Raw genomic sequence first — 25,972 nt, 5'->3', positions numbered from 1 at the left:
GGTATAATGGCCCAACATTGTTGTTTGAAACCTGACTCAATCATAGGAGTAGAGCATCCATGCGCGTCTTGATGTTGGCTTGGGAGTATCCACCGCATATTGTTGGCGGTATGGGCAAGCACATTGCCGAATTGGTTCCGGTGCTTGATGCAGCGGGAATCGAAGTGCATGTGTTAACGCCATGGCTGCGTGGCGGCCAACAACACGAGCGTTTTGGCATGCACAGCCATATTTGGCGGGTTCAGCCCCCGGCTATGCCCGATTATGGCTTTGTTTCGTTTACCCAAGAAACCAACCGCTATCTTGAGCGCTTTGCCTATGATTTGGGCAAAACCCATGGCCCATTCGATTTGATTCATGGCCACGATTGGCTGACGAGTTATTGTAGCGTCGCCTTGAAATATGCATGGCATACTCCGCTGATCACCACGATTCACGCGACTGAACGCGGGCGCGGGCGCGGCTCGCTGGGCGGCGACCATGCCAAAACGATCAATGGCTTGGAATGGTGGTTGGCCCACGAAAGCTGGCGGGTGATTGTTTGCAGCGATTTTATGGCCGACCAACTGCATCAATTTTTTGGCACGCCCTTCGATAAACTCGATGTGATTGCCAATGGCGTGAATGTGCCAACCATCGAATGGCCGAGCCAAGAACGCCAGCAATTTCGCCAAAAATATGCCGCCGAAAACGAAAAAATTGTGTTTAGTATTGCGCGCATGGTCTACGAAAAAGGCATTCAAGTGTTGGTTGAGGCAATTCCCCATGTTTTGGCGCAACGTCGCGACGTAAAATTCGTAATTGCAGGTATGGGGCCGTTAGCGGAACAATTGCGCAATCGCAGCCATGAATTGGGGATTAATGATCATGTCTATTGGACAGGCTTCGTGACTGATCAAGATCGCAATTATCTCTACAATGTTGCTGATGTAGCGGCCTTTCCCAGTATTTACGAACCATTTGGGATTGTGGCCTTGGAAGCGATGGCTGCGCATTGCCCAGTGATTGTTTCGGATACGGGCGGCTTGCACGAAGTTGTGCAAAACCACGAAACAGGCTTGACGATCTATCCCGATAATCCAGAATCGCTGGCTTGGGGCATTTTGCACACCCTTGAACACCCCAAATGGACCAAGCAGCGGGTTGCCCATGCCTTCAAAACTGTTGTCGATATTTATAATTGGCCATTAATTGCCAGCCAAACCCAAGCAGTCTATCAGCGAGTTTGCGACGAGCGTGCAGTTAGTATGTGGGGATGATTCTATGAGTACCGAAGCGTTTCAGGCTGGGGTTGCAGCCCTGAAAAGTGGCAATAAAGCCTTGGCTCGCCAACATTTGATGCAGGTTGTTGAACAGGACGAAAATAACGAACAGGCGTGGTTGTATCTCGCAGGAGCCTTGGAAGATCCGCAGGAAATGCGGATTAGTTTGGAAAATGCGCTGCACATTAATCCGCAAAGCAGCCGCGCCAAACAAGGCCTCGAATGGCTGCGCAAGCAACATCCGGCTATGTTTGTTGAACCAACGCCAGCCATAGCTGAAGCAGCACCAGTAGCGACAGCTCCTGCTTACACTGGGGCAACCTTGGCCTTAGCTGACATGCCGCTATCCTCGAATGCAATTCCTGATCAGCCAAGCGCTCCCGGGCCTGCGCCTATGACGCAACCAGCGATTGTTGCCCAACCAAACCCAGTTGCCGTGCCAGCGCTCGGCGAGGTTCCCGATATTTTGCCATGTCCACGCTGTGGTGCCCAAACCCGCTATGCTGAGCAGCGCTGTCGGCAATGTGGCATGACTTTGACGATCAAGGCCGATCGCCAAGCTCCATCCAGAGCACCAGCAATCATTGCCGCAATATTAAGTATGTTACCAGCTCTCTTATGGACATTGCTTGCCATTCTTATTTTTGGTAATGTATTTCAAAAGTATACTGATTTCCAAAAGCAATTAAAAGTTATAGCTCCTCCTGGCCTAAGCCTACCAGAAGCACAGCAAAAGCTTCAAGATGAAAAAGTTGCCAGAATGGAGGAACTTTTTTCGGCATCGATAACTCCCTCGCTTAATGCAGCAGTCGTTTTCTTATTAATTGGGGTCTTTGGGATTGTAATGGCAGTCGCCTTGATACGCCGTAAAAAATATGGTTTCTGGGGAACTCTTATTTATAATAGTATTTATGCGTTTTCTTGGCTTTCATTATTATTCGCAGTATTTCGATTAGAAAGCGAAATTACACCATTAGTACAGCTTCTGAGTCAATCATTTATAATTGATCCTTCAATGAGTGTTTCAGGCAATGCTGATTCATTTTTTACCATGCTCAAGCTAATTATCTTTGCTTTTGCTAGTTACTATCTGATTATTTTGGTATTAATGATCTTCGCTTGGAAATCTGTCTCGCAGCAGGTTGTGCGCTTTGTACCGCAATTCGAAGAATTGTCCGATGGCAATGGCCACTTCAATCGTGGGGTTGTCTATCAAAAGCGTGGGATGTGGTATCTTTCTATGCTAGAGTGGGAACGAGCAGTCAAGCTCAACCCACGTGATTCGACCTATCGCCATGCCCTTGGCTTGATTTATGAGCAGATGAAGCGGCCTGCTGATGCATTACAGCAATTTGAGCAAGCCCTCACCGAAGATCCCAATAATCTCCGCATTAGCCAAGATCGGGATCGCTTGGTGCAAACATTGCGAGCCTAGCGTGATCCATGGCTTGTTATAAGCGAGGCCCGCATGCCCGGAAATAGTTTTGGTCGTTTGTTCCGCATTTCAACCTGGGGCGAATCCCACGGCGCTGGTTTAGGCGTGGTCATCGATGGCTGCCCTGCTGGCCTAGCGCTTGATCTGGCCGCGATTCAGGCCCAATTGGATCGCCGCCGAGTTGGCCAAAGCCGCATGACTTCCGCCCGCCGCGAGCCTGATGAAGTCGAGATTTTATCGGGCGTTTTCGAGGGCCGCACCACCGGCACAGCCTTGGCAATGCTGATTCGTAACACCAACGCGCGCTCCAGCGATTACGATGCGATTAAGCATTTGTATCGCCCTGGCCATGCCGACCATAGCTACGATGCCAAATATGGTTTTCGCGATTATCGCGGCGGTGGCCGTTCAAGCGCCCGCGAAACTGCGGCCCGGGTTGCTGCTGGCGCAGTGGCGCGCCAAATTTTGGCCACAATGGGCATTAGCTTGGTTGCCTATACGCTGAGTTTAGGCCATCTCAAAGCCCAAATTATCGACGAAAATGAAATTGAAAATAATATTATGCGCTGCCCCGACCCAGCCGTTGCCGAGCAAATGATTGCCTATGTCGACCAAGCGCGCCGCGATTTAGATTCGTTGGGTGGTGTGGTTGAAGTAAAGGCGCGTGGCGTTCCTGCTGGGCTGGGCGAGCCAGTCTTCGATAAACTTGATGCGCTGATTGGCCACGCGATGTTTAGTATTCCTGCGATCAAAGCTGTGGAAATTGGCTCGGGCATTGAGGCTGGCAATGCGCGTGGCTCACAAAATAACGATCCATTTATCCAACGCGCCGATGGCAGCATTGGCACCAGAAGCAACCATGCTGGCGGCATTTTGGGTGGCATCAGCAGCAGCGAGGAGATTGTGGTGCGCCTGACGGCTAAGCCACCAGCCTCAATCGCCCAAGAACAAACTACGGTTAATCAAGCGGGCGAGCCAGCGACGATTGTCGTCAAGGGCCGCCACGATCCAACCGTTTTGCCGCGTTTGGTGCCGGTTGCCGAGGCAATGTTGGCGTTGGTGTTGGCCGATTGTATTTTGCAGCAACGCGCCGCTCGATTGTAGGCCCGAATGACAGATCAGCCGCCAGCATTCAACCAAGCCAGCGATCCTGAGGCAGCCGAGCCACGTCGCAGCAGCTCGGCTCCGCCCCAATTGCGCTCAGCGATTAGCCGCGCATTATCGCGCCGCAAAGCCGAATTGCAAAGCCAAACTAGTGCCGAACAGGTGCCAGTTGATGCTACCATCGAGCCAAGCGTCGTTGCTGAGCTAGCAGCGCCAAATCCCATGCGCCAAGAGCGCTATCGGGTGGCTGCTAGCCGCGCCATCAGCCGCCAACGCCCAAGCAGTGAGCCACAGCAGGCGAGCAATGGCGCAAACAGCCGTGGCCGTGATCGTACCCGCACGCGCTTACGTCCGCCAACCTTGCCCAACCAACCCTTGCCCAAGCTGCCTGCCGAGCAACCAGCACGGCGCGAATTGCCGCCAGCAGTTGTTGCGGCCTTGCAACCGGAGAGCCTGCCAGCGCCTGAGATTCAACGGCCACCATTGTGGGTTGCCTTTGTTGCCGGTTTGGGCTGGACGGCAATGCTGGTTTGGATCTTTTTTGGTGGGCTTTCGCCCCAATCTGGTTTGTGGGTTCGTAGCTTGTTTGGCATTGCAAGTTTGGGCTTGGGGTTAACCACTTGGTTGCCAGTCCAATGGGCTTTGCGTTTGCCAGCATTAACCTGGCGCGGCACAGTTGGCTGGGCCGTCATTTTCTGGGTGCTGGCCTTTGTGCCCGCGCCAACCACGACGATTGCTGCTGGCCTGCCCGACTTACCAATTTACTTGCTGTTTCTGAGTGGGGTGTTTTTGGCCAGCAACGCCTTGGTTTTGCCCTTGGTCTATGTTTGGGGCATTCGGCGCTACCACAATCGGGCGCAGCGTTTCGATGTGCGCCGTTCGCATCGCCAAGCGGCAGAAGCTGGAATTTTTTGCAGTTTGTGTGTGCTGTTGGCAGCAATGAACATTTTCGAGCCAGTCACAGTGTTATTGTTAATCGCCATTTTGGTGCTGAGTGAGATGGTGATTTTATCGTTACATGCCAAATAGCAGGCTTGATCGCTACACATGGGGGTTTTGTTCTATGCCACATACCGTTGCAATTCTCGGAACTGGGCTAATTGGCGCGTCGCTGGGCTTGGCGTTGGGCACTGCTGATCCTGAGACCGCTCCACTAGGGCGTTGTCGGGTTATTGGCTACGATGGCAGCAGCCAACAATTGCGAATTGCGCGCGGGCGTTTGGCCATCGATGATGAGGCCAAAACTGCTGCCGATGCGGTCAAAGAAGCGGATATTGTGGTGTTGGCAACCCCGGTGCAAACCTTGCCAGCCTTGATGCGTGAAATTGCCCCACACTTGCGCTATAAGGCCTTGGTAACCGATGTTTGTAGCACCAAAACCAGCGTTTTGCAATGGGCCAAAGAATTTTTGCCTACCACCGTGAGCTTTGTTGGTGGTCACCCAATGGCTGGTCGCGAGAAAATTGGAGCCGAGGCTGCTGAATTAGATTTGTTCAAAGGCGCGGTTTATTGCTTGTGCCCCCCAGTTAATGCCACGCCCGAAGCTACCGATTTGGCGACTGCTTTTGTTGAAACGATTGGCGCTAAGCCCTACTATATCGATCCCGAAGAGCATGATATTTATGTGGCTGGCATCAGCCATTTGCCATTTTTGCTGGCCGCAGCCCAAACCGAAGTGGTGACGCGCTCGCCTTCGTGGCGCGAAATGCAGATGATCGCAGCCAGTGGCTTTCGCGATCTGACCCGCTTGGCATCGGGCGATCCAGTGATGCATCGCGATATTTGCAGCACCAATCGCAGCGCAATCAAACATTGGGTCAACGAATCAATTCGCGTCTTGGTCGAGATGCGTACCGCGCTGGAAGACGACAAGATGGATGATTTGCAAAGCATGTTTGAGCATGCCAAAACCATGCGCGACCAATGGCTGACCCTGCCGCAAAACCAACGCCCAGGCGAAAGCGATCAATTAGCCGATGCCGAAATTGGCACCAGCATCAGCCAACGCTTGTTTGGCAATCCTGCTGCCTTGTTGCGTGGCGGCAAGAAAAAATAGGCCAAGAATTAAAAACTTGCTCAATTTACCAAACTATGCTATACTCCGCCTCGTCTGATAAAACAGACAACCAGCGAAGGGGTGTAGGCTCAATGGTAAACCGCTGGTCTCCAAAACCGGATTTCAGGGTTCGAATCCCTGCGCCCCTGCCAAACGCTCCATTACGGAGCGTTTTTTGTTGCCAGATAGCTAGCCCCAAATCACCTAAATGGCCTATAGCACAGATGTTCAAATTCTGGTTGACATGCTATAATTTGCTGGTTGAACTGAGTTTTTGCAGCATGCTTGAGGGTCTACCGTGTCAAAAATGACGATGTGGCAGCAGTATCTGTCGATTAAGCAAAAATACGCCGATGTGATTCTGTTTTTCCGGCTGGGCGATTTTTATGAAACCTTCGGTGATGATGCCAAGTTGATTGCCGAAGTGCTCGATATTACCCTAACTGTGCGTGGCCTGAGCAGCGACGAAAATACGCCAATGGCTGGCGTGCCCTATCACGCCGCCGATAATTATATTGAGCAATTGGTCAGCCGTGGCTATCGGGTCGCGATCTGCGAACAAATGGATGAGATGGTGCATAAAACCTTGCAAAAACGCGAGGTTGTGCGCATCGTTACCCCAGGCACGCTGACCGAACCAACCATGCTCCAAGCTGAACGCAATAGCTACCTCGCTGCAATTTTGGTCGATCGCGGCAGCGTAGGTTTGGCCTATGCCGACCTGACAACTGGCGAGTTTTGCGCCACTGAATTGCGCGGCAACGAGGCCTTGAAGCAACTCGAAGGCGAATTAGCCCGCTTGGGCGCTGCCGAATTGTTGGTTTCCGATGCGCCTGAATTGCGCCCCGCTGGCTTGGAGATTGCCAAAAAGCAGTTAACCCAAGATCTCGCGCCAATGCGCAAGGCCGAACGCGAGCGCCTGCTGCCCCACGAACGCACCGCCAAAAAAGTCGAAGGCAACAACGAAAGCACCTGGGTTCAAGGCAACGTCACTCAATGGCCAAATTGGCATTGGGAAGCTCGCACTGCCCGCGATGCCTTGCTGAATCAATTTAAAAGCCAATCGCTTGATGGCTTTGGGATTGGCAATAAAGCGCTAGCAACACGGGCCGCTGGCGCATTAATTCAATATTTGCACGAAACACAGCGTGATAGTGTGGCCCAAATTCGCAGCTTGCGGGTGTATGATACGACGCGCTTTATGTTCCTCGACCCCCAAACGCGACGCAATTTGGAGCTGACCGAAGGCGCGGCGGGCCAACGCAAAGGCTCGTTGATCGCAGTGCTCGATCAAACCCGCACGCCGATGGGAGCACGCTTGCTGCGCCAATGGATTTCGCAGCCGCTGATCGAACTAGGCCCATTGACCGAGCGTCAACAAGCGGTCAGTTGTTTTGTCGAAGAAACCTTGGTTCGGGCCGAAGTGCGGGCCTTGTTCAAAGGCGTTGGCGATATTGAGCGCACGATCAATCGGGTGGTGCAGGGCATTGCCACGCCGCGCGATTTGGTGCGCTTGCGCGAAGCACTGCGCCTTACCCCCGATATTTTGAGCCAAATCGAACGCACTGGTTTGCGCTCAACCAGCCCAACCCAAATTGCGACTAGCGATGATGATTTGTTTGATGACGAGCCAGCCAGCAACCAAATTGATGCCTGCGCCGATATTTGCGAATTGCTCGAACAGGCGATTGCCAACGATCCGCCTGCTTTGCTCGGCACATGGGATAACGCTCGCAGCGACGAGAATGTGATTCGCAAAGGCTACGCTGGCGAAATTGATGCAATTGTTGAAGCAACTCGCGATGCAGCTCGCTGGATCAATGAGCTTGAAGCCAAGGAACAGCAACGCACGGGGATCAAAACGCTCAAAGTGAGCTACAACAAAGTTTTTGGCTACTACATCGAAGTAACCAAGGCCAGCGGCGAAACGCGGATTCCCGATGATTACATTCGCAAGCAAACCTTGGTTAATGCAGAGCGCTACATCACGCCCGAACTCAAAGAATACGAATCGCTGATTCTGAATGCTTCGGAAGCCTTGAACGAAAAAGAACGCCAAGCTTTTCGCCAAATTTTGCGCCAATTGGCCAACGCTGGCCATCGCTTGCTTGATTTGGCGCGGGCGATTGCCGAGTTTGATGTTTATAGCACCTTGGCTGAGGTGGCAGTGCGCCAACGCTTTGTGCGACCAACCCTGCGGCTCGATGATGTATTTGTGATTCAGAATGGCCGCCATCCGGTCGTTGAGCACAATTTGAATGAGCCATTTACGCCCAACGATGCCCATTTTGATCCTGAGCATCAAATTGTGGTGCTGACTGGCCCCAACATGTCGGGCAAAAGCACCTTTTTGCGCCAAGTGGCTTTAATTGGCTTGATGGCGCAAATTGGCTCGTTTGTGCCAGCTGATTATGCTGAAATTGGCATGCTCGATCGCATTTTCACGCGGATTGGGGCGCAAGACGATATTGCAACTGGTCAATCGACATTTATGGTTGAGATGATCGAAACTGCCAATATTTTGCACAATGGTTCGCCGCGCTCGCTGATTATTCTCGATGAAATTGGCCGTGGCACCAGCACCTACGATGGGCTTTCGATTGCGCGCGCAGTTGTTGAGTATATTCATAATCAGCCCCGCCTGCGGGCCAAAACCCTGTTTGCAACCCACTATCACGAACTGACCGAGCTAGCCAACATCTTGCCACGGGTGCATAATTGGACGCTCGCGGTGGCCGAAGAAGGCGATCATATAGTCTTTTTGCGCAAAGTGATTGAGGGCGCTGCTGATCGTTCATATGGGATTCATGTGGCGCAAATGGCGGGCTTGCCACCAGCCGTAATCAAACGGGCAAGCGAAGTGTTGAGCGAGCTTGAAGGTAAAGGCGAGCGTGAGCAACGCCGCGAAGCGATGCGCCGAGTCAATGCAGCAGGTAGCACGGCTGCGCCGCAAATGTCGTTGTTTAGCAGCAACGAGCCAAATCCAGCGCTGGAGCTGTTGCGCGAGATGGATGTGACGCAACTTACGCCAATCGAAGCGCTGACCAAATTGTACGAGCTGCAACGCTTGGCCAAGGATTGAGCAACGAGGGATGAGGTTTCAGGGATCAGGGGCTAGGGATATTTTAAGCATCCCGTCGCCGCTGATCCCTTTTTTTGATCCACGAAGGGCACGAAGGCTAGGAACCGCGAAGAGCGCGAAGGCCACGAAAGCTCATTTTAGCCAGAGATTTGTTTGATTATCTTCCCAAAAAACCAAAGCCATCCCTTCTCTACGCCTCAATGCTCTTCATCCCTTATCCCTCATACTTTTCTCTGCGCCTCTGCGTTAATGAATTGATCCACGAAGGACACGAACGGCACGAAGGTGAGGAACCGCGAAGAGCGCGAAGGCCACGAAGATTTATTTTTAGCCACAGATTAGCCAGATTATGTTCTTTTTTGCCACGAATGCCATGAATTGCACGAATAATGTTCCGCTAGTCGAGAGCCAAAAGCCTAGAGACTCATCGCGATTTTGACTTCTCACTTTTGCCTTCTGACTTTTGACTTTTGCTCTCTGTTCTCGCTTGGTTTTGTCACAATAGTTGGGCTGTGATGAATGCTAGTGAAATGAGCGCGTGATAGTTGCGTGATAGCCTCAGTTTATGCTGCTGGGCATTGAATGTGTCGCTAAGGAGGGTTCCATGCCACGCTTCGTGCTCCAGCTTGTGCTACTCATCGCCCTAATTGTTAGTGTTAATCTCCCTGTAGCCCAAGCTCAACCTCAGGTTTTTTTGGCTCCCGACGAAATCCAGGCCGTCGTTGATGATCAATTTTGGAATAATAGCGGCCTGATTGCCGGGGCAAATAACACAATTCGCGCCCTCAGTTCGCAATCTGGGGATTTATTTGTTGGTGGTTTATTCGATCGGATTGCAGGCATTAGCGCCAATCGGGTGGCATTTTGGGATGGCAATCGCTGGAATGCAATGGGCAGTGGAGTCAACGGCCCTGTCGATGATCTCGATGCCTCAACTGGCAGCTCGGTGTATGTGGTTGGCTCGTTCAGCAGCGCTGGCGGAGTTGCCGCGGACGGGATTGCGCGCTGGAATTCGGGCACTGGTCAATGGTCGGCCTTAGCTACCAACGTCAACGGCGCGGTTACCGCAGTTCTGGTACAACAAGTTGGCGGTAACGATGTGGTGTATGTTGGCGGCACGTTTACCGCGATTAATGGGGTCAGTGCCAATCGGATTGCCAAGTTTAGCAATGGCACTTGGTCGGCCTTGAGCAGCGGGCTGAGTGGCGGAACCGCACCGCAAGTGTTTGATTTGGCGGTTAATCCTGCTAATGTCAACCAAATTGTGGCTGGCGGCACGTTTAGCTCGGCTGGTGGCAGCACTGCCAACAACGTGGCAATTTGGACAGGTTCAGTTTGGCAAAGCCTTGGCACTGGCAGCAGCAACGGGGTCAATAACACCGTGCGCTTTGTCGATTTTCGCGGCACGAATATGGTTGTGGTTGGCGGTAGTTTTAGCAACGCTGGCACCATCAGCAATGTTGGCGGCGCAGCGGTTTGGCAAGGCAGCAACACATGGCAAGCCATGGCCGGACGCGGGGTTGCTGGTGATGTGCGTGGCATCGTCGAAAATGTGAATTTTACCTATGTGATGGGTAATTTTGGCAGCGGCGTAAACCCCAATGGCAACAGCGTTTTCTCACCCAACATTGCTCGTTGGGATGGCAATATTTGGTCGCCTGTGCCAAATGCTTCGAATGCGCTCGGCACAAACGGGGCAATTTTACGCACCGAACGCCTTGGCAGTGGCAGCGATAGCTTCTTCATTGCTGGCGCTTTTGGCACAGCCCATGGCCTTGAATTGAATTTTGTGGGCATGGTGTTGCCGCAACAAGGCTTTTTGCCCGGCGCAGTTGATCGCTTTTTCCCCTTGGCTGGCGGCTTAGAAGGCGCTAACGCCAAAGTATTTGCCATCCAGCCGCGTTCGGGCCAAATTATTGCCGCTGGGCGTTTTGATTTGGGCAGCAATCGCTTGCTCAACAATATTGCCAGTTTCGATCCGGTTGCGCGGGTTTGGTCGCCCTTGGCTGGCGCAAGCGATAGCGGCGTTAACGACGATGTGCGCGATTTGGCTTTGCGCGGCACTGATCTGATCGCAGTTGGTGAGTTTAGCAAAGCAGGCGGCGTTGATGCTGCTGGAGTCGCCAGTTGGAATGGCTCAACTTGGACAGCCTTGGCAACCAGCATCAATGGGCGGGTCAATGCTGTCGCGGTCAGTGGCAGCGATATTTACATCGGCGGCGAATTTACCCAAGTTGATGGCGTGCCCGCCAATCGGATTGCCCGCTTGAGTGGCGGGGTTTGGCAAGCCTTGGGCGCTGGCAGCGATGGCGCAATCAATAGCCTGTTGTTCAAATCGGGCCAGTTGTATGCTGGTGGGTTGTTTGCCAACGCTGGCGGTACTCCGGCCAGCAATCTTGCGCGCTGGAATGGCACAACGTGGCAAGCAATTGGCACAGGCACGAATGGCGAAGTGCTAGCCTTGGCCGATGTCAACAGCAGCACGCTAGCGGTTGGCGGGCGCTTTAGCAGCGCTGGTGGCGTTGCCAACACCCGCGCAATTGCCTTGCTGAACCACAGTAGCTTGGCATGGACGGCGCTGGGCACTGGCACTGATGGCTATGTGACGAGCCTCGCCGTGCGGGGTAACGACCTCTATGCTGGGGGCTTATTTAGCCGAATGGATGGCCTGACGGTTAATCATATTGCGCGTTGGAATGGCAGCAATTGGAATGCGCTGGGCAGCGGGGTTGCTGGTGGCAACCTGCCAAATAGCGAAGTTGGCGGCTTGGCGGTCAACGGCGATAACTTGTATGTTGGCGGGCGCTTCGATCGCGCTGGCGATACAGTTTCGCATCGTTTTGCAGAATGGCGACAGCCAGAAGTCGATCTAAGCCTGAAACTCACTGATTCGCCTGATCCGGTGACGGTGGGCAATGCCATGAGCTACCGCGCCAGTGTTAGCAATTTGGGCACAATTAGCGCGAGCAATGTCGTGTATGAGCAAAGTTTTGCCAATAGCTTGATTTTTGGCCAAGTGACGACCTCGCAAGGCACATGTAGTTTTCCCACAGCCACGATCTTGCGCTGTAATTTGGGCACGTTGGCGGCCAATGCCAGTACCAACATCACGATTAATGCCACGCCCAGCCAAATTGGCCTGATCACCAGCACCGGCACGGCTTCGTCGCCAGCGAATGAGGCGTTTCCAAGTAACAACAGCCGCACGCTCACAACCCAAGTGATTGTACCTGGCAACCCAGTGCCAACGATTAGCAACATCACGCCTGATAGCTTTATTCGCCAGCCGATTGGCTTTCCACCGCCGCCAGCAGTGCGGATTACGGTCAATGGTACGGGCTTTGTGGCCAATTCTAAGGTAGTTGTAGCTGGAGCTGAACGCAGCACCAGCTTCATCAACAGCAATCGGCTTGAATTTAGTATGCCAGCGACGACCAACCAAGGTGTGTATGCGGTGTTGGTGCGCAACCCAACGCCAGGCGGCGGCGATTCGAATAGCGTGAGTTTGCGGGTTTCATTTGGAATTGTCGGCGTAAGCAGCATCACCCCCAATGTTGGCGGCACAGAGGTCGATTTGCAAACGACGTTCAGCGTCAGCTGGACGCATACCACCGATCCTTGGCGCGTTATCGAGCACCTTGATTTGCGCTTGGTTGATAGCGATGGTGTGGCCTTGTGGGCACGCTTTACCGAGGGCGTTTCGGGCACGTTCAGCCTACTCGATAGCAATGGCGATGTGCTTGGCTATGCTACGGCTGGCACAAGCGAGCCATTAGAGGGCGATAGCGCAATTCTTGATTTGGCCGATAGCAACTTTGCAGGCAGCGGGCCAACTGGCTTTAGCATGCAAGTGAATTTCACGGTTCGCTTCAAGGCCAGCGCCGCCGGACGACGCTACAATATTGAGCTATATGCGACCGATGATAATGGCGGCGTGCAAGGCCCCGATGTGATGGGCACATTCACCGTTGGCATTCACAACGTCTACCTGCCAATAACGATTAAATAGTTTTTATCCACGAAGGACACGAAGAGCACGAATGTTTAGATTAGGTTGGAACGCTGCAATAAGTTCACTATTCAGTGTTCCAATCAATGAAACCTTCGCGTAACTTCGCGTTCTTCGTGGTTGCATTCCCCTGATCCCTAACCCCTGAACCCTGAACCCTATTCAAGATTCCAACGCATCAAACCGTAGTGCAACTTCGTGGTCTTCGTGGTTTTAATCGAGCCATTTGAAAAACTCTGCCAGCCTTGTGATTTTGTCAATCCACAAATTGGCCAAATGATGGTAGGATGCTGCAACAGCATCTTGCACCTGAGGCTCCCAATGGCAGAAACCACCGCCGCGCCCCGTCAGATTGAGGATCTGCTTCAAACCTCGAATGAACAACGGATTAAGTTGTTTAGTTTGGTCGAAGGTTTGGCTTTGTTCGCCGTTATGCTCATTTTGCTTTTCGCTGGCAATGCCCAACAATTAAAAATTGGTTTGAGCATTTGTGCGATTGCTGGCACAATGTTGGGCATAACCTTTGCCATGCGCCGTTCGCGCTACGTCGAATGGCTGATTTACATCAATTTGGCCTCGATAACGCTTATGCTTTCGTTAACTGGGCCGATTATTGGCGAAGTTGATGGCTCGGTTTGGGTTTTGTTTCAAGTGCCACCATTAATTGCCACGATTGTGCTCAATACCTCACGCGCCACCACGATTATTTGTATTGCTTCGATGATTATTCTTGCGCTTGTAATTGGCAGCGAATTCACTGGGATTATTCCAATTAAGTTTTTGGTGCCTAAATCGGCCTTATTGATTAATTTTTTCTGCCAATTATTAGTACTTGGTGTAATTGCGGTGACGGTGCGCTTATTGGTTGGACGCGCCAAGCGAGCTTTTACCGTAGTAGCCCAAACCGAGGCCAAGCTTGAACAGCAATTAGCCAAAGAGCGTGAATTGGCGCTTCAGCGCGAGCAACTGAATGCGCAATTGAGCCAAAGCCTAGCCGCCATTAGCCAGCGCGATAGCCAAATTCAGGCCGAGCAAGCGGCGCAAGCGGCTTTGCGTGCCCAGTTACGCCAGCTGAGTTTGCCCGTGATTCCAGTGCTCAAACATACGGTTGTTATGCCCCTAGTTGGTGATCTTTTAGCCACTTCAAGCGAGGGCATCGAAGAAACCTTGCTGGCTGGAGTTAGCCATCATCGGGCCAAACTTGCGATTTTAGATGTAACTGGCGTGCCCACGATTGATACTGAGCTTGGGCGACGCGTAATCCATGCCACAGCGGCAGCGCGTTTGCTCGGCGTTCAGACAATTATCGCGGGAATTCGGCCTGACGTGGCCCAAACCTTGGTGAGTTTAGGCATTGATTTTAGTGCTGTGGTAACTGTTGCCAGCTTGCAAGATGCGGTTGCGATTGCGATTAAACGTTTAGGCATGGACTAATTCATGCTACAATTTGGCAATTCCCCAACTGTCACGACAGGATTTAGGCTGAATAGTACCTTTTGTGCCTGCGTAGGCTAGAATATGACGTATCAGCGATTTATCAGCAGCTCACGAGCAAGGTTTGATTGACGCTAGAATCTGCCACGCCCTATGATAGAGCGCATCTGACATAACGATTGATGGGGGCAGTTATGATGAGTAGTATGGCCGCAGTTGCGCCGAACCCTCAAGCAGTTGCTTGGGCCAAAGCTGGTTTGTTGGCAATCAAATATGGGCGTTATCGTGATAGTGCCGCTTTGTTGACCCGCGCCGTTAAAATCGACCCAATGTTGGGCGAAGCATGGCGCTGGTTAGGCGCGTTGCACAGCGGTCAACGCCAAGCCTATTGTTTGCGTTGGGCGCAACGCTCGTTGCCGCGCACCACAATTCCGCGTTTGCCCAGCGTGGTTGCCGCGCCTGCGCCAAGTGTGCGCAGCAAAGCCAAACCGCAACGGCGGCGCAACTGGCGCAGAATTGCCCGTTGGTCGAGCGCCGCAGCGCTGGCGGCCTTGCTTGGTTTTGGTGGATTTCAGGCTGCCTATGCCAATCGCGTCTATCCTGGGGTGCAAGCCTTTGGCCAATCGCTGAGCGGCTTGACCAGCAACGAGGCAGCGCATGCGATTTTGCCAACCTTGCAAGCTTGGAACAACCATCATTTTAAAGTTCAATTAGGCGATCAAACGGCGATTGTGCCATTCAATGCCTTGACCAGCTTTGACCCCCAAGTGATTGCTGATCGTGCCTTGCAGATTGGTCGCGAAGATTCGTGGTCGGAGCGATTGAGCAACCAAAGTTTGGGAATTGTCAGCACGATCAAAGCTGATGGCCTCTTGCTCAATCAACAATCGCTTGATAACGCCATCCAAACCTTGGCCGAGGCCAGCGATCGGCCTGCGGTCGCTGCTCAATTTCAGCGCAATCCTGATGGCACTTGGGCGGTGAGCAACGATGTGATTGGCTTGAAGCTGGATCATGCGCAAACTAAGGCCGCCTTTCAAGCTGCTTGGGATGCGATCGATTGGACTGCCGCGCCGCGCGATTATAGCGTGCTCGTGGTGCAGGAAGGCTTGCAACCCCACCAAAAAGCCTCGACGCTTAACGCCATGCTGCCAAAGCTCAATCAACAAACTGCTGCGCCATTAATGCTGACGATCAATGGCACGCAACATCAATTTGATAGGGCTAGCTTGCTCGATCTGAGCACATTGCCACAGGCTGGGCAGAGTTTTGGCCACAACCAGCCAGCAATTGCCGCCTTGGTGCAAGAATTAGCCAAAACCTATGATCAGCCAGCCCAAGCTTCGCGCTTGGTGCGCAACGGCAATCGCGCCACTGAATGGCATTTTGGCCAAATTGGCTACACGCTTGATCAGACCCAACTTCATGCCCAAATTGGCCAAGCTTTGAGCACTGCCAATAACGAAGCATTGAGCTTTAGTTTGCATGAAACTGCTCCGCCAGCGGGCGAGCTTGAAGCGCTAGGCATTTATCAGGTGATTGGGGTTGGCGCATCGGATTTTAGTTCGTACCCAGATTACAATCGCGATCGCAATGTTGAAGTTGGTGGCAAGGAATTTGATGGTCTACTGATTGCTCCTGGTGAAGTAGTGTCGTTTGGTGGCACGGTTGGCGATATTTCGCTCGAAAAAGGCTACCAAATTGGCGAGATGATTGAAAATGGCATGGCGGTGCCAAGTATTGGCGGCGGAATTTGCCAAGTTTCGACGACCCTGTTTCGAGCGGCATTTTGGGCTGGTTTGCCCATCGAGGAGCGCCATAACCATAGTTGGCGTTTGGCTTGGTACGAGGTCGATGCCCCGCCAGGCATGGATGCCACGATTGCCTTGGGCGGGCCAGATTTGAAATTCCGCAACGACACCAACGGCTATATTTTGATCGATGTCAACACTGATTTAGTCAACAAAAACCAAACCTTTACCTTGTATGGCAGCGACACTGGGCGCAGCGTGACGATGGAAGCAACTGGCAACGGCTGGAATGCCTTCCAGATTTTTCGGACTATTAGCGAACGCGATGGCACAAGCCGCAGCGACCGCTGGGATAGCTATTATACGCAGTAGGGAGGCTTTGTGGAGCCAAAAGCACCAGTCCCAATCATCAAAACAATTCCAACTTGGCGCGATTTAGCCCGCTGGACGCTGACAGCCTTTGCTATTTGGCTGGTGCTGTGGTTGCTCTGGCGCACTGGTAATCAACTGTTGCCGTTTGCGTTTGGGCTGATCTTTGCCTATTTATTGTTGCCCTTGGTTAATAAATTAGAGCGCTGGATTCCGCGTTGGGCCGCAATTCTGGTGGTGTATGTGGTTGGCTTGGGGCTGTTAATTGGCTCGATTTTGTATATCGTGCCGCCTGCAATTACCCAAGTAAAAGGCTTTTTTGAATCGTTGCCAGAATTTTACAAAAACACGCTCGAACCGAAAATCAACGAAGGCCTCACTTGGTATCGACGCGAAGTCCCATCTGATATTCAAACCGATATTAATGGTCAGGTGAGTAAGGGCATTACCACAATCAAAGAAAATGCTACCAATTATGTTGAAACTGGGGTAAGTGGCATTGTAAACGGCTTAGGGGTGGTTTTCCAAACCCTAATCTTCTTAGCAGGCTTTTTGATTATTCCGTTTTGGCTGTTTTATGTGTTGCTTGATGAGCGTAAGGGTAAGGCCGCAATTATTCGCATGATTCCCAAATCGATCCGCACCGATGTACTAACCGTGCTTGCGATTTTCGATCGGGTGTTTTCATCGTATATTCGTGGCCAATTGATTCTTGGCTTAGTGATTGCGATTATGTCGTACATTGGCTTGTGGGTTGTTGATTTGGTGATGCCAGGCGAAATTCCTTACAAGCTGCTCTTAGCCTTGGTTGCTGGCTTTACCGAATTAATCCCCGTGATTGGGCCGATTATTGGCGCAATTCCCGCAATTATTGTGGGCTTGACCACCTCGCTGCCGATGGGTTTGGTGATTGCTGGCTTGTATATTCTGATCCAGCAGATTGAAAATAATTTCTTAGTGCCACGGATTATTGGGGCGATTGTCGAAATTCATGCCGCAATTTTGATGGTGCTGTTGGTTGTTGCTGGCACGGTTTCAGGGCTGGTCGGGGTGATTATTTTTGCCCCAATGGCGGCTGTTGCGCGTGATAGCTATCAATATATCAATGGTCGGCTGCGCCAACCAGACGATCCACGCTATTTACGGGCTGGCGAGTTGCCGTGGGAGCATAAAGAAGAGCCAGAAACGCCGATGCCGCCGATGCTTGCCTTTCAAAACAAAGCCTAATTGACCACCTGCCCCTTGGTTTGTGCAAACGCCAAGGGGCTTTTGCTTCAGCAAATTCCAAAACCATACTGCATAACACCACTCATCGTAGTATAATAGCGCCATCTTGGACTTGGGGAGACCGATCCATGGGCCGCAACTCGTCTTTTCGCATTTGGCTAACTCGTATTCGTCCTCTTGCTTGGGCCTTAGCTTGCTTTGCGCTCGTGCTTTTTGGCTACACGTTTAGCACCAGCATTCCAACCGATCGCTTGACGATTATTGCGAGTGTTTTAGGTGTAACTGCCGTGGCCTTGCCATGGCTTTTTAATCCCGAAGGCGATTGGCGCGAGTTGCGCACGCTTGGTATTTTGGCCTTGCCCTTGAGCGTGGCAATTCTCAGCGAAGGCTATCATACTGCGCTCTGGTCGGTGCTGCTGATTCCAGCGATTGCGATTCCCCAAATGTTGCCACCCCGCTGGGCCTTCAGCGCAATTGGCTTGATGGTGATTGCTTGGGCGGTCAGTAATGTGTTGGTTCCAGCGGTTGCGGTTGAAACGGTTGCGCTAGAAGTTGGTTTGCGTAGCGTGGGCTTTGTCTTGGTTGCAGTTGCAGTCTGGTTGGCTGCGCGACCGCGCTTTGATTATCCAGCGATGTTGCCAGAAGCCCCGATTCGGCGGGCAACCCGCGCTGCTGAGCGTTTGCGTGGCTCGCTTAGCCCCGAAGAAACCCTCGAAGAATTGGCTAGCGCTGCCAAAGCCTGTGGCCCATTTATTTTTGCCAGCGCTTCAACGGTCGATTGGCGGGCACGAACCCTGCGCATGGCGGTGGCAATTGGCGCAAGTGGTCGCACGCTCGGCGCAACTGAAATGCTCTCCATTCCGTGGGATGAAATTTCGGTGCTGTTGCGCGACGACCGCCGCATTGGCGATAATGCCTATTTGGCCGATTCGCTGCCCTTCCGCGATATTGCTGGCGAGCACTATATGTTGGTTCCAGTGCGTACCGCAACTGGCGAGATTTGTGGTTTGCTCACGGTTGGCGATGATGATCCCAAGGCCCGCAAACGCCTGACTGAAACCGCACCCTTGCTTGAATTATTGGCCTCGCAGGCAGCAGCCGTGCTCGAAAATGCCGCGTTGCAAAATACCTTGGCTCAACGCATCGAGGCCACGACTGCCGAAATGGGTCGCACCGCCGAAGATGCCATGCGCGCCCGAACTCGGGCCGAAAGCATGTATCAGATTGTGCGCGCACTGAGTGGCACGCTCGAACCGCAACCATTGCTTGATCAAGCGCTGTTGTTGATTGCTCAAGCAACCCAAGCCGAGCGCGGCGGGATTATGCTGATTGATCCTAAAAGCGGTCGCTTGGCATTTAGCACCAATCTTGATCGTAACATTACGCGCACCGAGGCCATTTCGTTGGAACGTGGCCAAGGCTTAGCTGGTTGGGTCGTCGAGCATCGTGCTCCCGTTATCATCCCCAACACTGCCGAAGATAACCGTTGGATGGTGCGCACCGAATACGACAAAAAAGGTCGTTCGGCGCTGGCCGTGCCGATGGAGCAAGATGAGCGGGTTGCTGGGGTGATTGTGCTGATCAACAGCCGCATCAATCACTTTACCCAAGAGCATATTCAATTTGTGCAGGTGATTGGCGATCAAGTGATGACGATGCTCAGCAATGTGCAGCTCTATCGCGCCACAACTGAGCAAGCCCGCCGCTTGAGCCAAGCCCTCGAACAACGCGAAGAAGAAGTTAGTCGCAGTTTGGCGATTGTGCGTTCAATCGGCGACGGCGTGGTGGTTGGCGATCGAGTTGGCCGCATTCGGTTGATCAACCCTGCCGCTGAGCAATTGCTCAACATCGAAGCCGTCGAGTGGTTAGGCAAGCCCTTGATGAGCCTGCCTGGTGCGCCAGAGAGCGAGCCACGCCTGACCGAAAAGCAAACCTACCAACAATTTGAGCTAAGCGGGCGCATGATTCGGGCATCGAGTACGCCAGTGTTTACCTCGCAAAGCGAATGGCTTGGCAGCGTGGTGGTTTACCACGATATTACGGCGGCTGAATTGGCCGATCGCATGAAAACTGAGTTTGTTGCCACCGCCTCGCACGAATTGCGCACCCCATTGACCTCGATCAGCGGCTATATTGATTTGCTGATGTTGAACACGCTTGGACCCTTGACCGAGCAACAACGCCAATTCCTGAGCGTGGTCAAAAACAACATCGAACGCTTGAATGCAATTCTCAACGATTTGCTCGACGTTTCGCGGATTGAATCGGGCAAAGTGCGTTTGCAGCGCAAACCAATTAATCTTGATGAGCTGATTCAATCGACCGTCATGGCAATTCATCAACAATGGAGTGGCAAGCAAATTTCGTTGGCGCTTGATGTGCCCGATGATTTGCCGCCGATGATTGCCGACCCCGAACGGATGCGCCAAATCGTCACTAACTTAATCTCGAATGCCTACAAATATACCCGCGATGGTGGCCGTATCGATGTGGTGGTGAGCAATGGCAGCGATTCAGTTACCTTGGCGGTCAAAGATAGCGGCGTGGGGATTGCAGCTGATGATCAACAGCATATTTTCACCCGTTTCTTCCGCTCAGAAAACCCGCTCAAGGAGCAGGCTGGTGGCACTGGCTTGGGCTTGAACATCACCAAATCGTTGGTAGAGTTGCACGGCGGCAAAATCTGGTTTGATAGCGAAGAAGGCCGCGGCACGACCTTTACCGTGCAACTGCCGGTTGGCGGCGATTCCGACTGGACTCCAGCTTCATGGCTTGAGGGTGTGTAATGCGGCGGCGTAAAGTTCAACCGTTGAATGACCAGCGGCGCGAGGTGCTCTTATGGTTGGCGCAACGCAGCTGGACGGTGGCGCAACTTGCGGCGGCGAGTGGTTGCGATGTGGCAATTTTACGGGCTTGGTTGGAAGGCAAGCGTTCATTGAGTGAAGCCGAACGCTTAGCGATTGAGGAAGCACTACAACAACATCATGAATAAACTTTATTTTGGCGATAATCTGGCTGTTTTGGCGAGCCTGCCAGCAGCCAGCTATGATTTAATCTACATTGACCCGCCTTTCAACACTGGCAAAGTGCAAAGTCGCACCCAATTGCGTACCGTTCGCTCCGAGCATGGCGATCGGGTTGGCTTTGGTGGCCATCGTTATAGCAGTATCAAAGTTGGCGAGCGGGCTTATGGCGATAGTTTTGATGATTTTCTGGCCTTTATTGAGCCACGTTTGCTCGAAGCCTACCGTTTGCTGAAGCCCCAAGGCAGCTTCTTTTTTCATATTGATTATCGCGAAGTGCATTATTGCAAGGTGCTGCTCGACCAGATTTTTGGCCGCGATTCGTTTATCAACGAAATTATTTGGGCCTACGATTATGGCGCACGTTCGCGCAAAAAATGGTCAACCAAGCACGATACGATTCTGTGGTATGCCAAAGATCCAGAAAACTATACCTTTAATTATGCGGCAATCGATCGCATTCCCTACATGGCTCCTGGTTTAGTTGGGCCTGAGAAGGCCGCGCGGGGTAAAACGCCGACCGACGTTTGGTGGAACACGATTGTTAGCCCAAATGGCAAGGAAAAAACTGGCTATCCAACCCAAAAACCGCTCGCAATTCTCAACCGCATTGTGCGCGTGCACTCCAACCCCAACGATCAGGTGCTGGATTTTTTTGCAGGCAGTGGCTCGTTTGGCGAGGCCGCCGCACGCAATGGCCGCAACTTCACCTTGATCGATCAAAATCCCCAAGCAATCGAGGTAATGCGCCAACGCTTGGCCTTTGCCAACCCCGAATTTTATGAAATAGCCAAAGATGGCATTTAACCGCGAAGGACACGAAGTTTCACTAAGGTTGGATCAGTTGGTTCTCTGAGGCTTGTACAAAACTCAGCTTTCCAATTAACCTAACATTCGTGCTCTTCGTGTCCTTCGTGGTTTAACTCAATAGTTATTTCCAGCTATCGTTGCGGGTGACCGTGCCGCTACCGGGTGTGCTAAATGTGCGGTTGGTGCCGCTTTCCCAGGTCACATTGCCCGAGCCATCTTTCTTGATGTATTTGTATTCGATGGCGGTGTTGGCTGGCAAGTTGATCGTTTTGCTCCACACTGGGTAACTTGCTGATGAGAGCAGCACAGCATTGGCGGTATTCCAACTGCCAAGCGCCGCAACATTGCCAATGACATACACATTTTGGCCCCAAGTTGTGGTGGCGTTTTCGTTGAAGGTCACCGCAATGGTGCTGCTTGGTGGCGTGGTTGGCACTGGTGACGTGGTTGGCACTGGGGTTGGGTTGGTGCCATTGATTTTTGCCCCGCCGTGAATCGCCACTGAATCCATCGCTGCCACCGTGATCGTTGCTTGACCACTGCCATTGACGCTGACGGTTGGGCCTGAACAAACCCCATTGTTGAAATCGCCGTGAATTACATCGCAGTAGGTGCCTGCTGGCAAGCCAGTTGCGAACGTGCGGCTTAAGCTATTGCCTTCGCGATTGATTGCCACAAAGCCCAAGCTGCCACGGCTGAATGAGATTTGATTATTGCCATTTGACCACCAATTGCTGGTGCTAAATGCCGTGCTGGTGTAGTTGCGGAAGCCGACCATGTTAGCGATGCCGCGCCAGCGATGCTCACAAACCCAGTTGCTCCCGCCACAATCGGCGCTGTTGCCGTTGTAGACATTGCTGCTTGGTGGGCCTTGGTCGCCATTGCTAAAATTGTAGCTCGACATAACTTGGGGATAGCCATATGGCCAAGCCAAGGCAAAGATGTTGGCAAGTTCGTAGAGTTTGCCATCTTTGAAGGTCACCACGTTGCCAGCGCCGCCATGGCCGCGTTGGTTATCGTGATTATCGGTAAAGACCACAGCGCTATCGCTGGCGATAAAGCCCCATGGCGTGCCGAAGTTGCTCATATTGGCGAGCTTATCGGTTTTGAACATCCGGCCAATGTTGGTGCTATATTTGAACTCGGTTACATCGCCATTGCCGGTGTATTCGCCAGAGGTAATTGGCTCACCGCCTTGGTCAATCACTTCTTGATAAATGTAAGGATTGCTGGCGCGGCTCATAATGTTGGCGATGTCGGCGGCGGGCATGTGTTTGGCGGCATCGATGCGGAAGCCAGCCACGCCCAAACCACGCAGATCATTGAGGTAGGCAGCCAATTTGCCGCGTACATAATCTGATTCGGTTTTGAGGTCGGCGAGGTTCACCAACTCACAATTTTGCACTTCCCAGCGATCTTGATAGTTGCTAATATCGTCGTTGCCATTGCGGCCACAGTGGTGGAAATCTTGGCTTTGGTAGTTGCCTGGGTAGGTATAGCTGCTATAGCTGGTGCCAGCAACGCCAGTGCCGCTGCCAACGCCAGTCATGTGGTTGATCACAGCATCGACATAAATATCTACGCCAACTGCTTTACAGCGTGAAACCATGTTGGCAAACTCGGCGCGAGTACCGGAGCGGCTTTGAATTTGATAACTGACTGGTTGATAGCGCGTCCACCATTGAGCGCCTTGGATATGTTCTTGGGGTGGTGAGACTTGAACCGCCGAGAAGCCTTTGGGTCCGAGCCAATTTTCGCATTCTTTGGCAATGTCAGTCCATTTCCATTCGAATAAATGGACGAAAACCGTGCGTGGTGTCGTTTGAGCTTGGGTTGCTCGTGGAGCGGTTCCAAGGAAGCCAACCGAGAAGATGATCACAACCAAGACGAACAGTGTCAACCGCGCGATTGCGCGAGTGGTCCGTGACATAAACGACCCTCCTTTGGGACGTGAACGGTTGATCGAGTCAAGGCAGCTGGATGATACTCAGGCCTAGGATGTTCGAGATCACACAGCATCTACGGGGAATGAATCAACGGCGATTCATCGAGCCACTATCAATTTGTTTATAGAGCGAACAAAGTTTTAGCCCTAGAAAAATACCGTCGTACAAAGCTGAAATGATGGCTAGCGTTGTGAGCACGATTAGGCAAATGTCCCGATTTGGGCTGGTACTTTTGGTTCGTTCGTTTGTTGGACGAAGTATACACAAGCGATTTGGGCTTGTCAAGCAAAAATATTTAGCTTTTTAATCATTTGTAGATCGAGGGATCGGGGGTCAGAGGCTGGGGATCAGTAGCCCGTGCTGTGCCACCCTATGTTGCCAAACCCGATGATTGTCCGATCGCCAAGAGCCAATAGCCTTCGCCTCTTCGTGCGCTTCGCGGTTCCGACCCCCAGCACCCAATCCCCGACCCCCGCTCCCCAGCCCCTCGATCACCACCCTTCCGTCCCGCCTCAAGGCGGGAGACGCAGGGGTTTTCGTCTTTCAAGGGTTAGGTATTAAGCCCCCCTCACCCCCAACCCCTCTCCCGTGGCGCGGGCGAGGGGCTTTAACGCGGTGGTTCTTGCGCAATACGTCGGTAAAAACCGGTGCTCCCCTCGCCCGCGTTCAGTGGGAGAGGGGTTGGGGGTGAGGGAATGATCCTTGTTGCCAATCCAATGAACCAATACACATAGCCAATAGCCTTCGCCCCTTTGTGCTCTTCGTGCGCTTCGTGGATCAAAACTTCGCGCGCTTCGCGTTCTTCGCGGTTCCAACCTCCAGCACCCTAGCAGATTGTTGAGGCACTTTTGTGACAATTGCCACAAAAGCAGCAAAATGGTTGACGTTGGAGATAAAAACATGGCTAGGCTCATGTGAGATAAGGCGATTTCTGCCCGTTACAAAGGGATTGAGCCTATTCTTGACTAATGTTAACAAGTTTGACAAGAGCATAGCCATCCTTTATACTTGAGAATGTGCAAAAAAGCACAAAATCCCAACAGTCGTGAAAGTTGTATTGCCCAGCGTTGTGCAGAGCCAGCAGTGTACCGCTTTACGATGGGCCTATAAACGCGGAGGGATCGCCTTGTCCACAAAACAAAAGGTAATTATAGCGGTCGCACTTACCGCAGTGATCGGGATTGCTTTGCGCATATTCCTGCCTGTTGGTACGCCGCTGGTTTCGGTACGAGCCGAAGAACTGTTCCACATTGGTGGGTATACGATCACGAACTCGCTGGTGCTCACATGGATTGTGATGGCACTCTTGATCGTGCTTTCGGTGATTGGCACCAGCAAATTGCGCAGTGGCAACACCGAAGCCTTGAAGCACCCACGTGGTCTCCAGAACGCTTTGGAATATGCGGTTGAAATGTTCTACAACACCATGCAAGGGGTCAGCCCCAAGTTTGCAGGGCGTTTCTTTGTCGTCGTTGCTACGATCTTCTTCTTGATTCTGCCATCAAACTGGTTTGGTTTGGTGCCAGGCGTTGGCTCAATTGGGTTGTGCTATAGCCACAGCACCGAGCATGCTGCCGCCCCGAATCACGTTGCAACCGCTGGCATCAGCACCGATAGTGCTGCACCAGTTTTGGCTGCTGCTGCTGAAGGTGGCAAATACACCAACAACTGCCCAAGCGGCACGGCCTTCCACCCATTCTTGCGCCCAGGTAGCGCCGACTTGAACATGACCTTGGCTTTGGCCTTGATCTCGTTCGCGGTGACTGAATTCTGGGGTTTCCGCTCGTTGGGCTTCGGCTACTTAGGCAAGTTCTTCAACATCAAGGGTGGTCCAATCCAAACTGCGGTCGGGATCATCGAATTGATTTCGGAATTTGCGCGGATTGTCTCGTTTGCCTTCCGGCTTTTCGGCAACATCTTTGCCGGTGAAGTTGTGCTCTTGGTAATGGCATTCCTGTTCCCAACCTTGCTATCTCTGCCATTCTACGGCCTCGAACTCTTCGTCGGCTTGATTCAAGCCTTCGTGTTCGCGATGTTGACGATGGCATTTATCGATATGGCTGCTGAATCGCACGGCGATCATGGCCACGAAGAACACGCGCACTAAGCGCTTGATCGACGCAAACTAACGGTTTGATCATACACTTTTCTTTTGACTACGTATTAACACTCAGTTTTTGGAGGATTCAGCTCATGACCGATGAAGGTGTACGCCTGATTGCAGCGGCCTTGGCTATTGCTTTATCGACCCTCGGCCCTGGTATTGGTATTGGGATGTTGGTATCGGGCGCATTGCAGTCAATTGCTCGCAACCCTGAAACCGAAGGCACGATCCGCACCAATATGTTCGTCGGTATCGCTTTGACAGAAGGTCTCGCGATCTTCGGTCTGGTTATTTCGTTGTTGATTGGTTTCGAAGTTATCTAAGAACCAACCGCTGACGAACGACGATTCAATGACACTA

16 protein-coding genes and 1 tRNA gene are annotated in these 25,972 nt (G+C 52.3%); 16 read left to right on the top strand and 1 reads right to left on the bottom strand.

Annotation, left to right across the window (positions count from 1 at the left end):
* The first annotated feature begins 59 nt into the window (after nucleotides 1–59).
* The 14 genes from ACFMKP_RS14155 (at nucleotide 60) to ACFMKP_RS14090 (ending at nucleotide 21,559) form a co-directional block, all read left to right on the top strand.
* A complete protein-coding gene (locus tag ACFMKP_RS14155) occupies nucleotides 60–1,259 on the top strand; it encodes a glycosyltransferase family 4 protein (protein ID WP_382292610.1) in 1,200 nt (399 codons plus the stop codon).
* Between the two features lie 4 nt (nucleotides 1,260–1,263).
* A complete protein-coding gene (locus ACFMKP_RS14150) occupies nucleotides 1,264–2,697 on the top strand; it encodes a tetratricopeptide repeat protein (protein WP_382292609.1) in 1,434 nt (477 codons plus the stop codon).
* Between the two features lie 33 nt (nucleotides 2,698–2,730).
* Nucleotides 2,731–3,801 (top strand): chorismate synthase, encoded by a 1,071-nt coding sequence (gene aroC / locus ACFMKP_RS14145; RefSeq protein WP_382292608.1) that lies wholly within the window; start codon nucleotides 2,731–2,733, stop codon nucleotides 3,799–3,801.
* Between the two features lie 6 nt (nucleotides 3,802–3,807).
* Nucleotides 3,808–4,830 (top strand): hypothetical protein, encoded by a 1,023-nt coding sequence (locus ACFMKP_RS14140; protein WP_382292607.1) that lies wholly within the window; start codon nucleotides 3,808–3,810, stop codon nucleotides 4,828–4,830.
* Between the two features lie 34 nt (nucleotides 4,831–4,864).
* On the top strand, nucleotides 4,865–5,857 hold the full coding sequence (locus ACFMKP_RS14135; protein WP_382292606.1) for a prephenate dehydrogenase: 993 nt from the start codon (nucleotides 4,865–4,867) through the stop codon (nucleotides 5,855–5,857).
* 77 nt (nucleotides 5,858–5,934) lie between these two features.
* Nucleotides 5,935–6,009, top strand: a tRNA-Trp gene (locus tag ACFMKP_RS14130).
* A 155-nt stretch (nucleotides 6,010–6,164) separates the two neighbouring features.
* The gene (mutS, locus tag ACFMKP_RS14125) at nucleotides 6,165–8,939 is read left to right on the top strand and encodes a DNA mismatch repair protein MutS (RefSeq protein WP_382292660.1); all 2,775 of its coding nucleotides are present in this window, start codon (nucleotides 6,165–6,167) and stop codon (nucleotides 8,937–8,939) included.
* A gap of 604 nt (nucleotides 8,940–9,543) precedes the next feature.
* A complete protein-coding gene (locus tag ACFMKP_RS14120; protein WP_382292605.1) occupies nucleotides 9,544–12,948 on the top strand; it encodes a hypothetical protein in 3,405 nt (1,134 codons plus the stop codon).
* A gap of 321 nt (nucleotides 12,949–13,269) precedes the next feature.
* The gene (locus tag ACFMKP_RS14115) at nucleotides 13,270–14,382 is read left to right on the top strand and encodes an STAS domain-containing protein (RefSeq protein WP_382292604.1); all 1,113 of its coding nucleotides are present in this window, start codon (nucleotides 13,270–13,272) and stop codon (nucleotides 14,380–14,382) included.
* 194 nt (nucleotides 14,383–14,576) lie between these two features.
* Nucleotides 14,577–16,505, top strand: coding sequence for a VanW family protein (locus ACFMKP_RS14110; RefSeq protein ID WP_382292603.1), 1,929 nt, complete (start codon nucleotides 14,577–14,579; stop codon nucleotides 16,503–16,505).
* A 9-nt stretch (nucleotides 16,506–16,514) separates the two neighbouring features.
* A complete protein-coding gene (locus ACFMKP_RS14105) occupies nucleotides 16,515–17,729 on the top strand; it encodes an AI-2E family transporter (RefSeq protein WP_382292602.1) in 1,215 nt (404 codons plus the stop codon).
* A 128-nt stretch (nucleotides 17,730–17,857) separates the two neighbouring features.
* Complete coding sequence (locus ACFMKP_RS14100) at nucleotides 17,858–20,515, top strand: ATP-binding protein (RefSeq protein ID WP_382292601.1); 2,658 nt, start codon at nucleotides 17,858–17,860, stop codon at nucleotides 20,513–20,515.
* Nucleotides 20,515–20,721 (top strand): hypothetical protein, encoded by a 207-nt coding sequence (locus ACFMKP_RS14095; RefSeq protein WP_382292600.1) that lies wholly within the window; start codon nucleotides 20,515–20,517, stop codon nucleotides 20,719–20,721. Before ACFMKP_RS14100 ends, ACFMKP_RS14095 begins: the two co-directional genes overlap by 1 nt.
* Nucleotides 20,714–21,559, top strand: a complete 846-nt coding sequence (locus ACFMKP_RS14090) for a DNA-methyltransferase (RefSeq protein ID WP_382292599.1) — start codon at nucleotides 20,714–20,716, stop codon at nucleotides 21,557–21,559. The genes ACFMKP_RS14095 and ACFMKP_RS14090 overlap by 8 nt, the downstream gene beginning before the upstream one ends.
* Nucleotides 21,560–21,683: 124 nt before the next feature.
* Here ACFMKP_RS14090 and ACFMKP_RS14085 read toward each other — a convergent pair whose 3' ends face one another.
* Nucleotides 21,684–23,492, bottom strand: a complete 1,809-nt coding sequence (locus ACFMKP_RS14085; protein WP_382292598.1) for a carbohydrate-binding module family 20 domain-containing protein — start codon at nucleotides 23,490–23,492, stop codon at nucleotides 21,684–21,686.
* A 1,142-nt stretch (nucleotides 23,493–24,634) separates the two neighbouring features.
* Between ACFMKP_RS14085 and atpB the strand changes: the two genes are divergently transcribed.
* The gene (gene atpB / locus ACFMKP_RS14080) at nucleotides 24,635–25,615 is read left to right on the top strand and encodes a F0F1 ATP synthase subunit A (protein ID WP_382292597.1); all 981 of its coding nucleotides are present in this window, start codon (nucleotides 24,635–24,637) and stop codon (nucleotides 25,613–25,615) included.
* Nucleotides 25,616–25,701: 86 nt separating this feature from the next.
* Complete coding sequence (gene atpE / locus ACFMKP_RS14075) at nucleotides 25,702–25,935, top strand: ATP synthase F0 subunit C (RefSeq protein ID WP_382292596.1); 234 nt, start codon at nucleotides 25,702–25,704, stop codon at nucleotides 25,933–25,935.
* The last annotated feature ends 37 nt before the right edge of the window (nucleotides 25,936–25,972 follow it).

The sequence above is a fragment of the Herpetosiphon sp. NSE202 genome, assembly GCF_042688385.1.
GTDB lineage: Bacteria > Chloroflexota > Chloroflexia > Chloroflexales > Herpetosiphonaceae > Herpetosiphon.
This window is presented reverse-complemented; position numbering and strand designations above follow the sequence as displayed.

Coding starts and splice junctions, on each gene's coding strand:
- ACFMKP_RS14155 (WP_382292610.1), top strand. CDS start 60: ATGCGCGTCTTGATGTTGGCTTGGGAGTATCCACCGCATATTGTTGGC.
- ACFMKP_RS14150 (WP_382292609.1), top strand. CDS start 1,264: ATGAGTACCGAAGCGTTTCAGGCTGGGGTTGCAGCCCTGAAAAGTGGC.
- aroC (WP_382292608.1), top strand. CDS start 2,731: ATGCCCGGAAATAGTTTTGGTCGTTTGTTCCGCATTTCAACCTGGGGC.
- ACFMKP_RS14140 (WP_382292607.1), top strand. CDS start 3,808: ATGACAGATCAGCCGCCAGCATTCAACCAAGCCAGCGATCCTGAGGCA.
- ACFMKP_RS14135 (WP_382292606.1), top strand. CDS start 4,865: ATGCCACATACCGTTGCAATTCTCGGAACTGGGCTAATTGGCGCGTCG.
- mutS (WP_382292660.1), top strand. CDS start 6,165: ATGACGATGTGGCAGCAGTATCTGTCGATTAAGCAAAAATACGCCGAT.
- ACFMKP_RS14120 (WP_382292605.1), top strand. CDS start 9,544: ATGCCACGCTTCGTGCTCCAGCTTGTGCTACTCATCGCCCTAATTGTT.
- ACFMKP_RS14115 (WP_382292604.1), top strand. CDS start 13,270: ATGGCAGAAACCACCGCCGCGCCCCGTCAGATTGAGGATCTGCTTCAA.
- ACFMKP_RS14110 (WP_382292603.1), top strand. CDS start 14,577: ATGATGAGTAGTATGGCCGCAGTTGCGCCGAACCCTCAAGCAGTTGCT.
- ACFMKP_RS14100 (WP_382292601.1), top strand. CDS start 17,858: ATGGGCCGCAACTCGTCTTTTCGCATTTGGCTAACTCGTATTCGTCCT.
- ACFMKP_RS14095 (WP_382292600.1), top strand. CDS start 20,515: ATGCGGCGGCGTAAAGTTCAACCGTTGAATGACCAGCGGCGCGAGGTG.
- ACFMKP_RS14090 (WP_382292599.1), top strand. CDS start 20,714: ATGAATAAACTTTATTTTGGCGATAATCTGGCTGTTTTGGCGAGCCTG.
- ACFMKP_RS14085 (WP_382292598.1), bottom strand. CDS start 23,492: ATGTCACGGACCACTCGCGCAATCGCGCGGTTGACACTGTTCGTCTTG.
- atpE (WP_382292596.1), top strand. CDS start 25,702: ATGACCGATGAAGGTGTACGCCTGATTGCAGCGGCCTTGGCTATTGCT.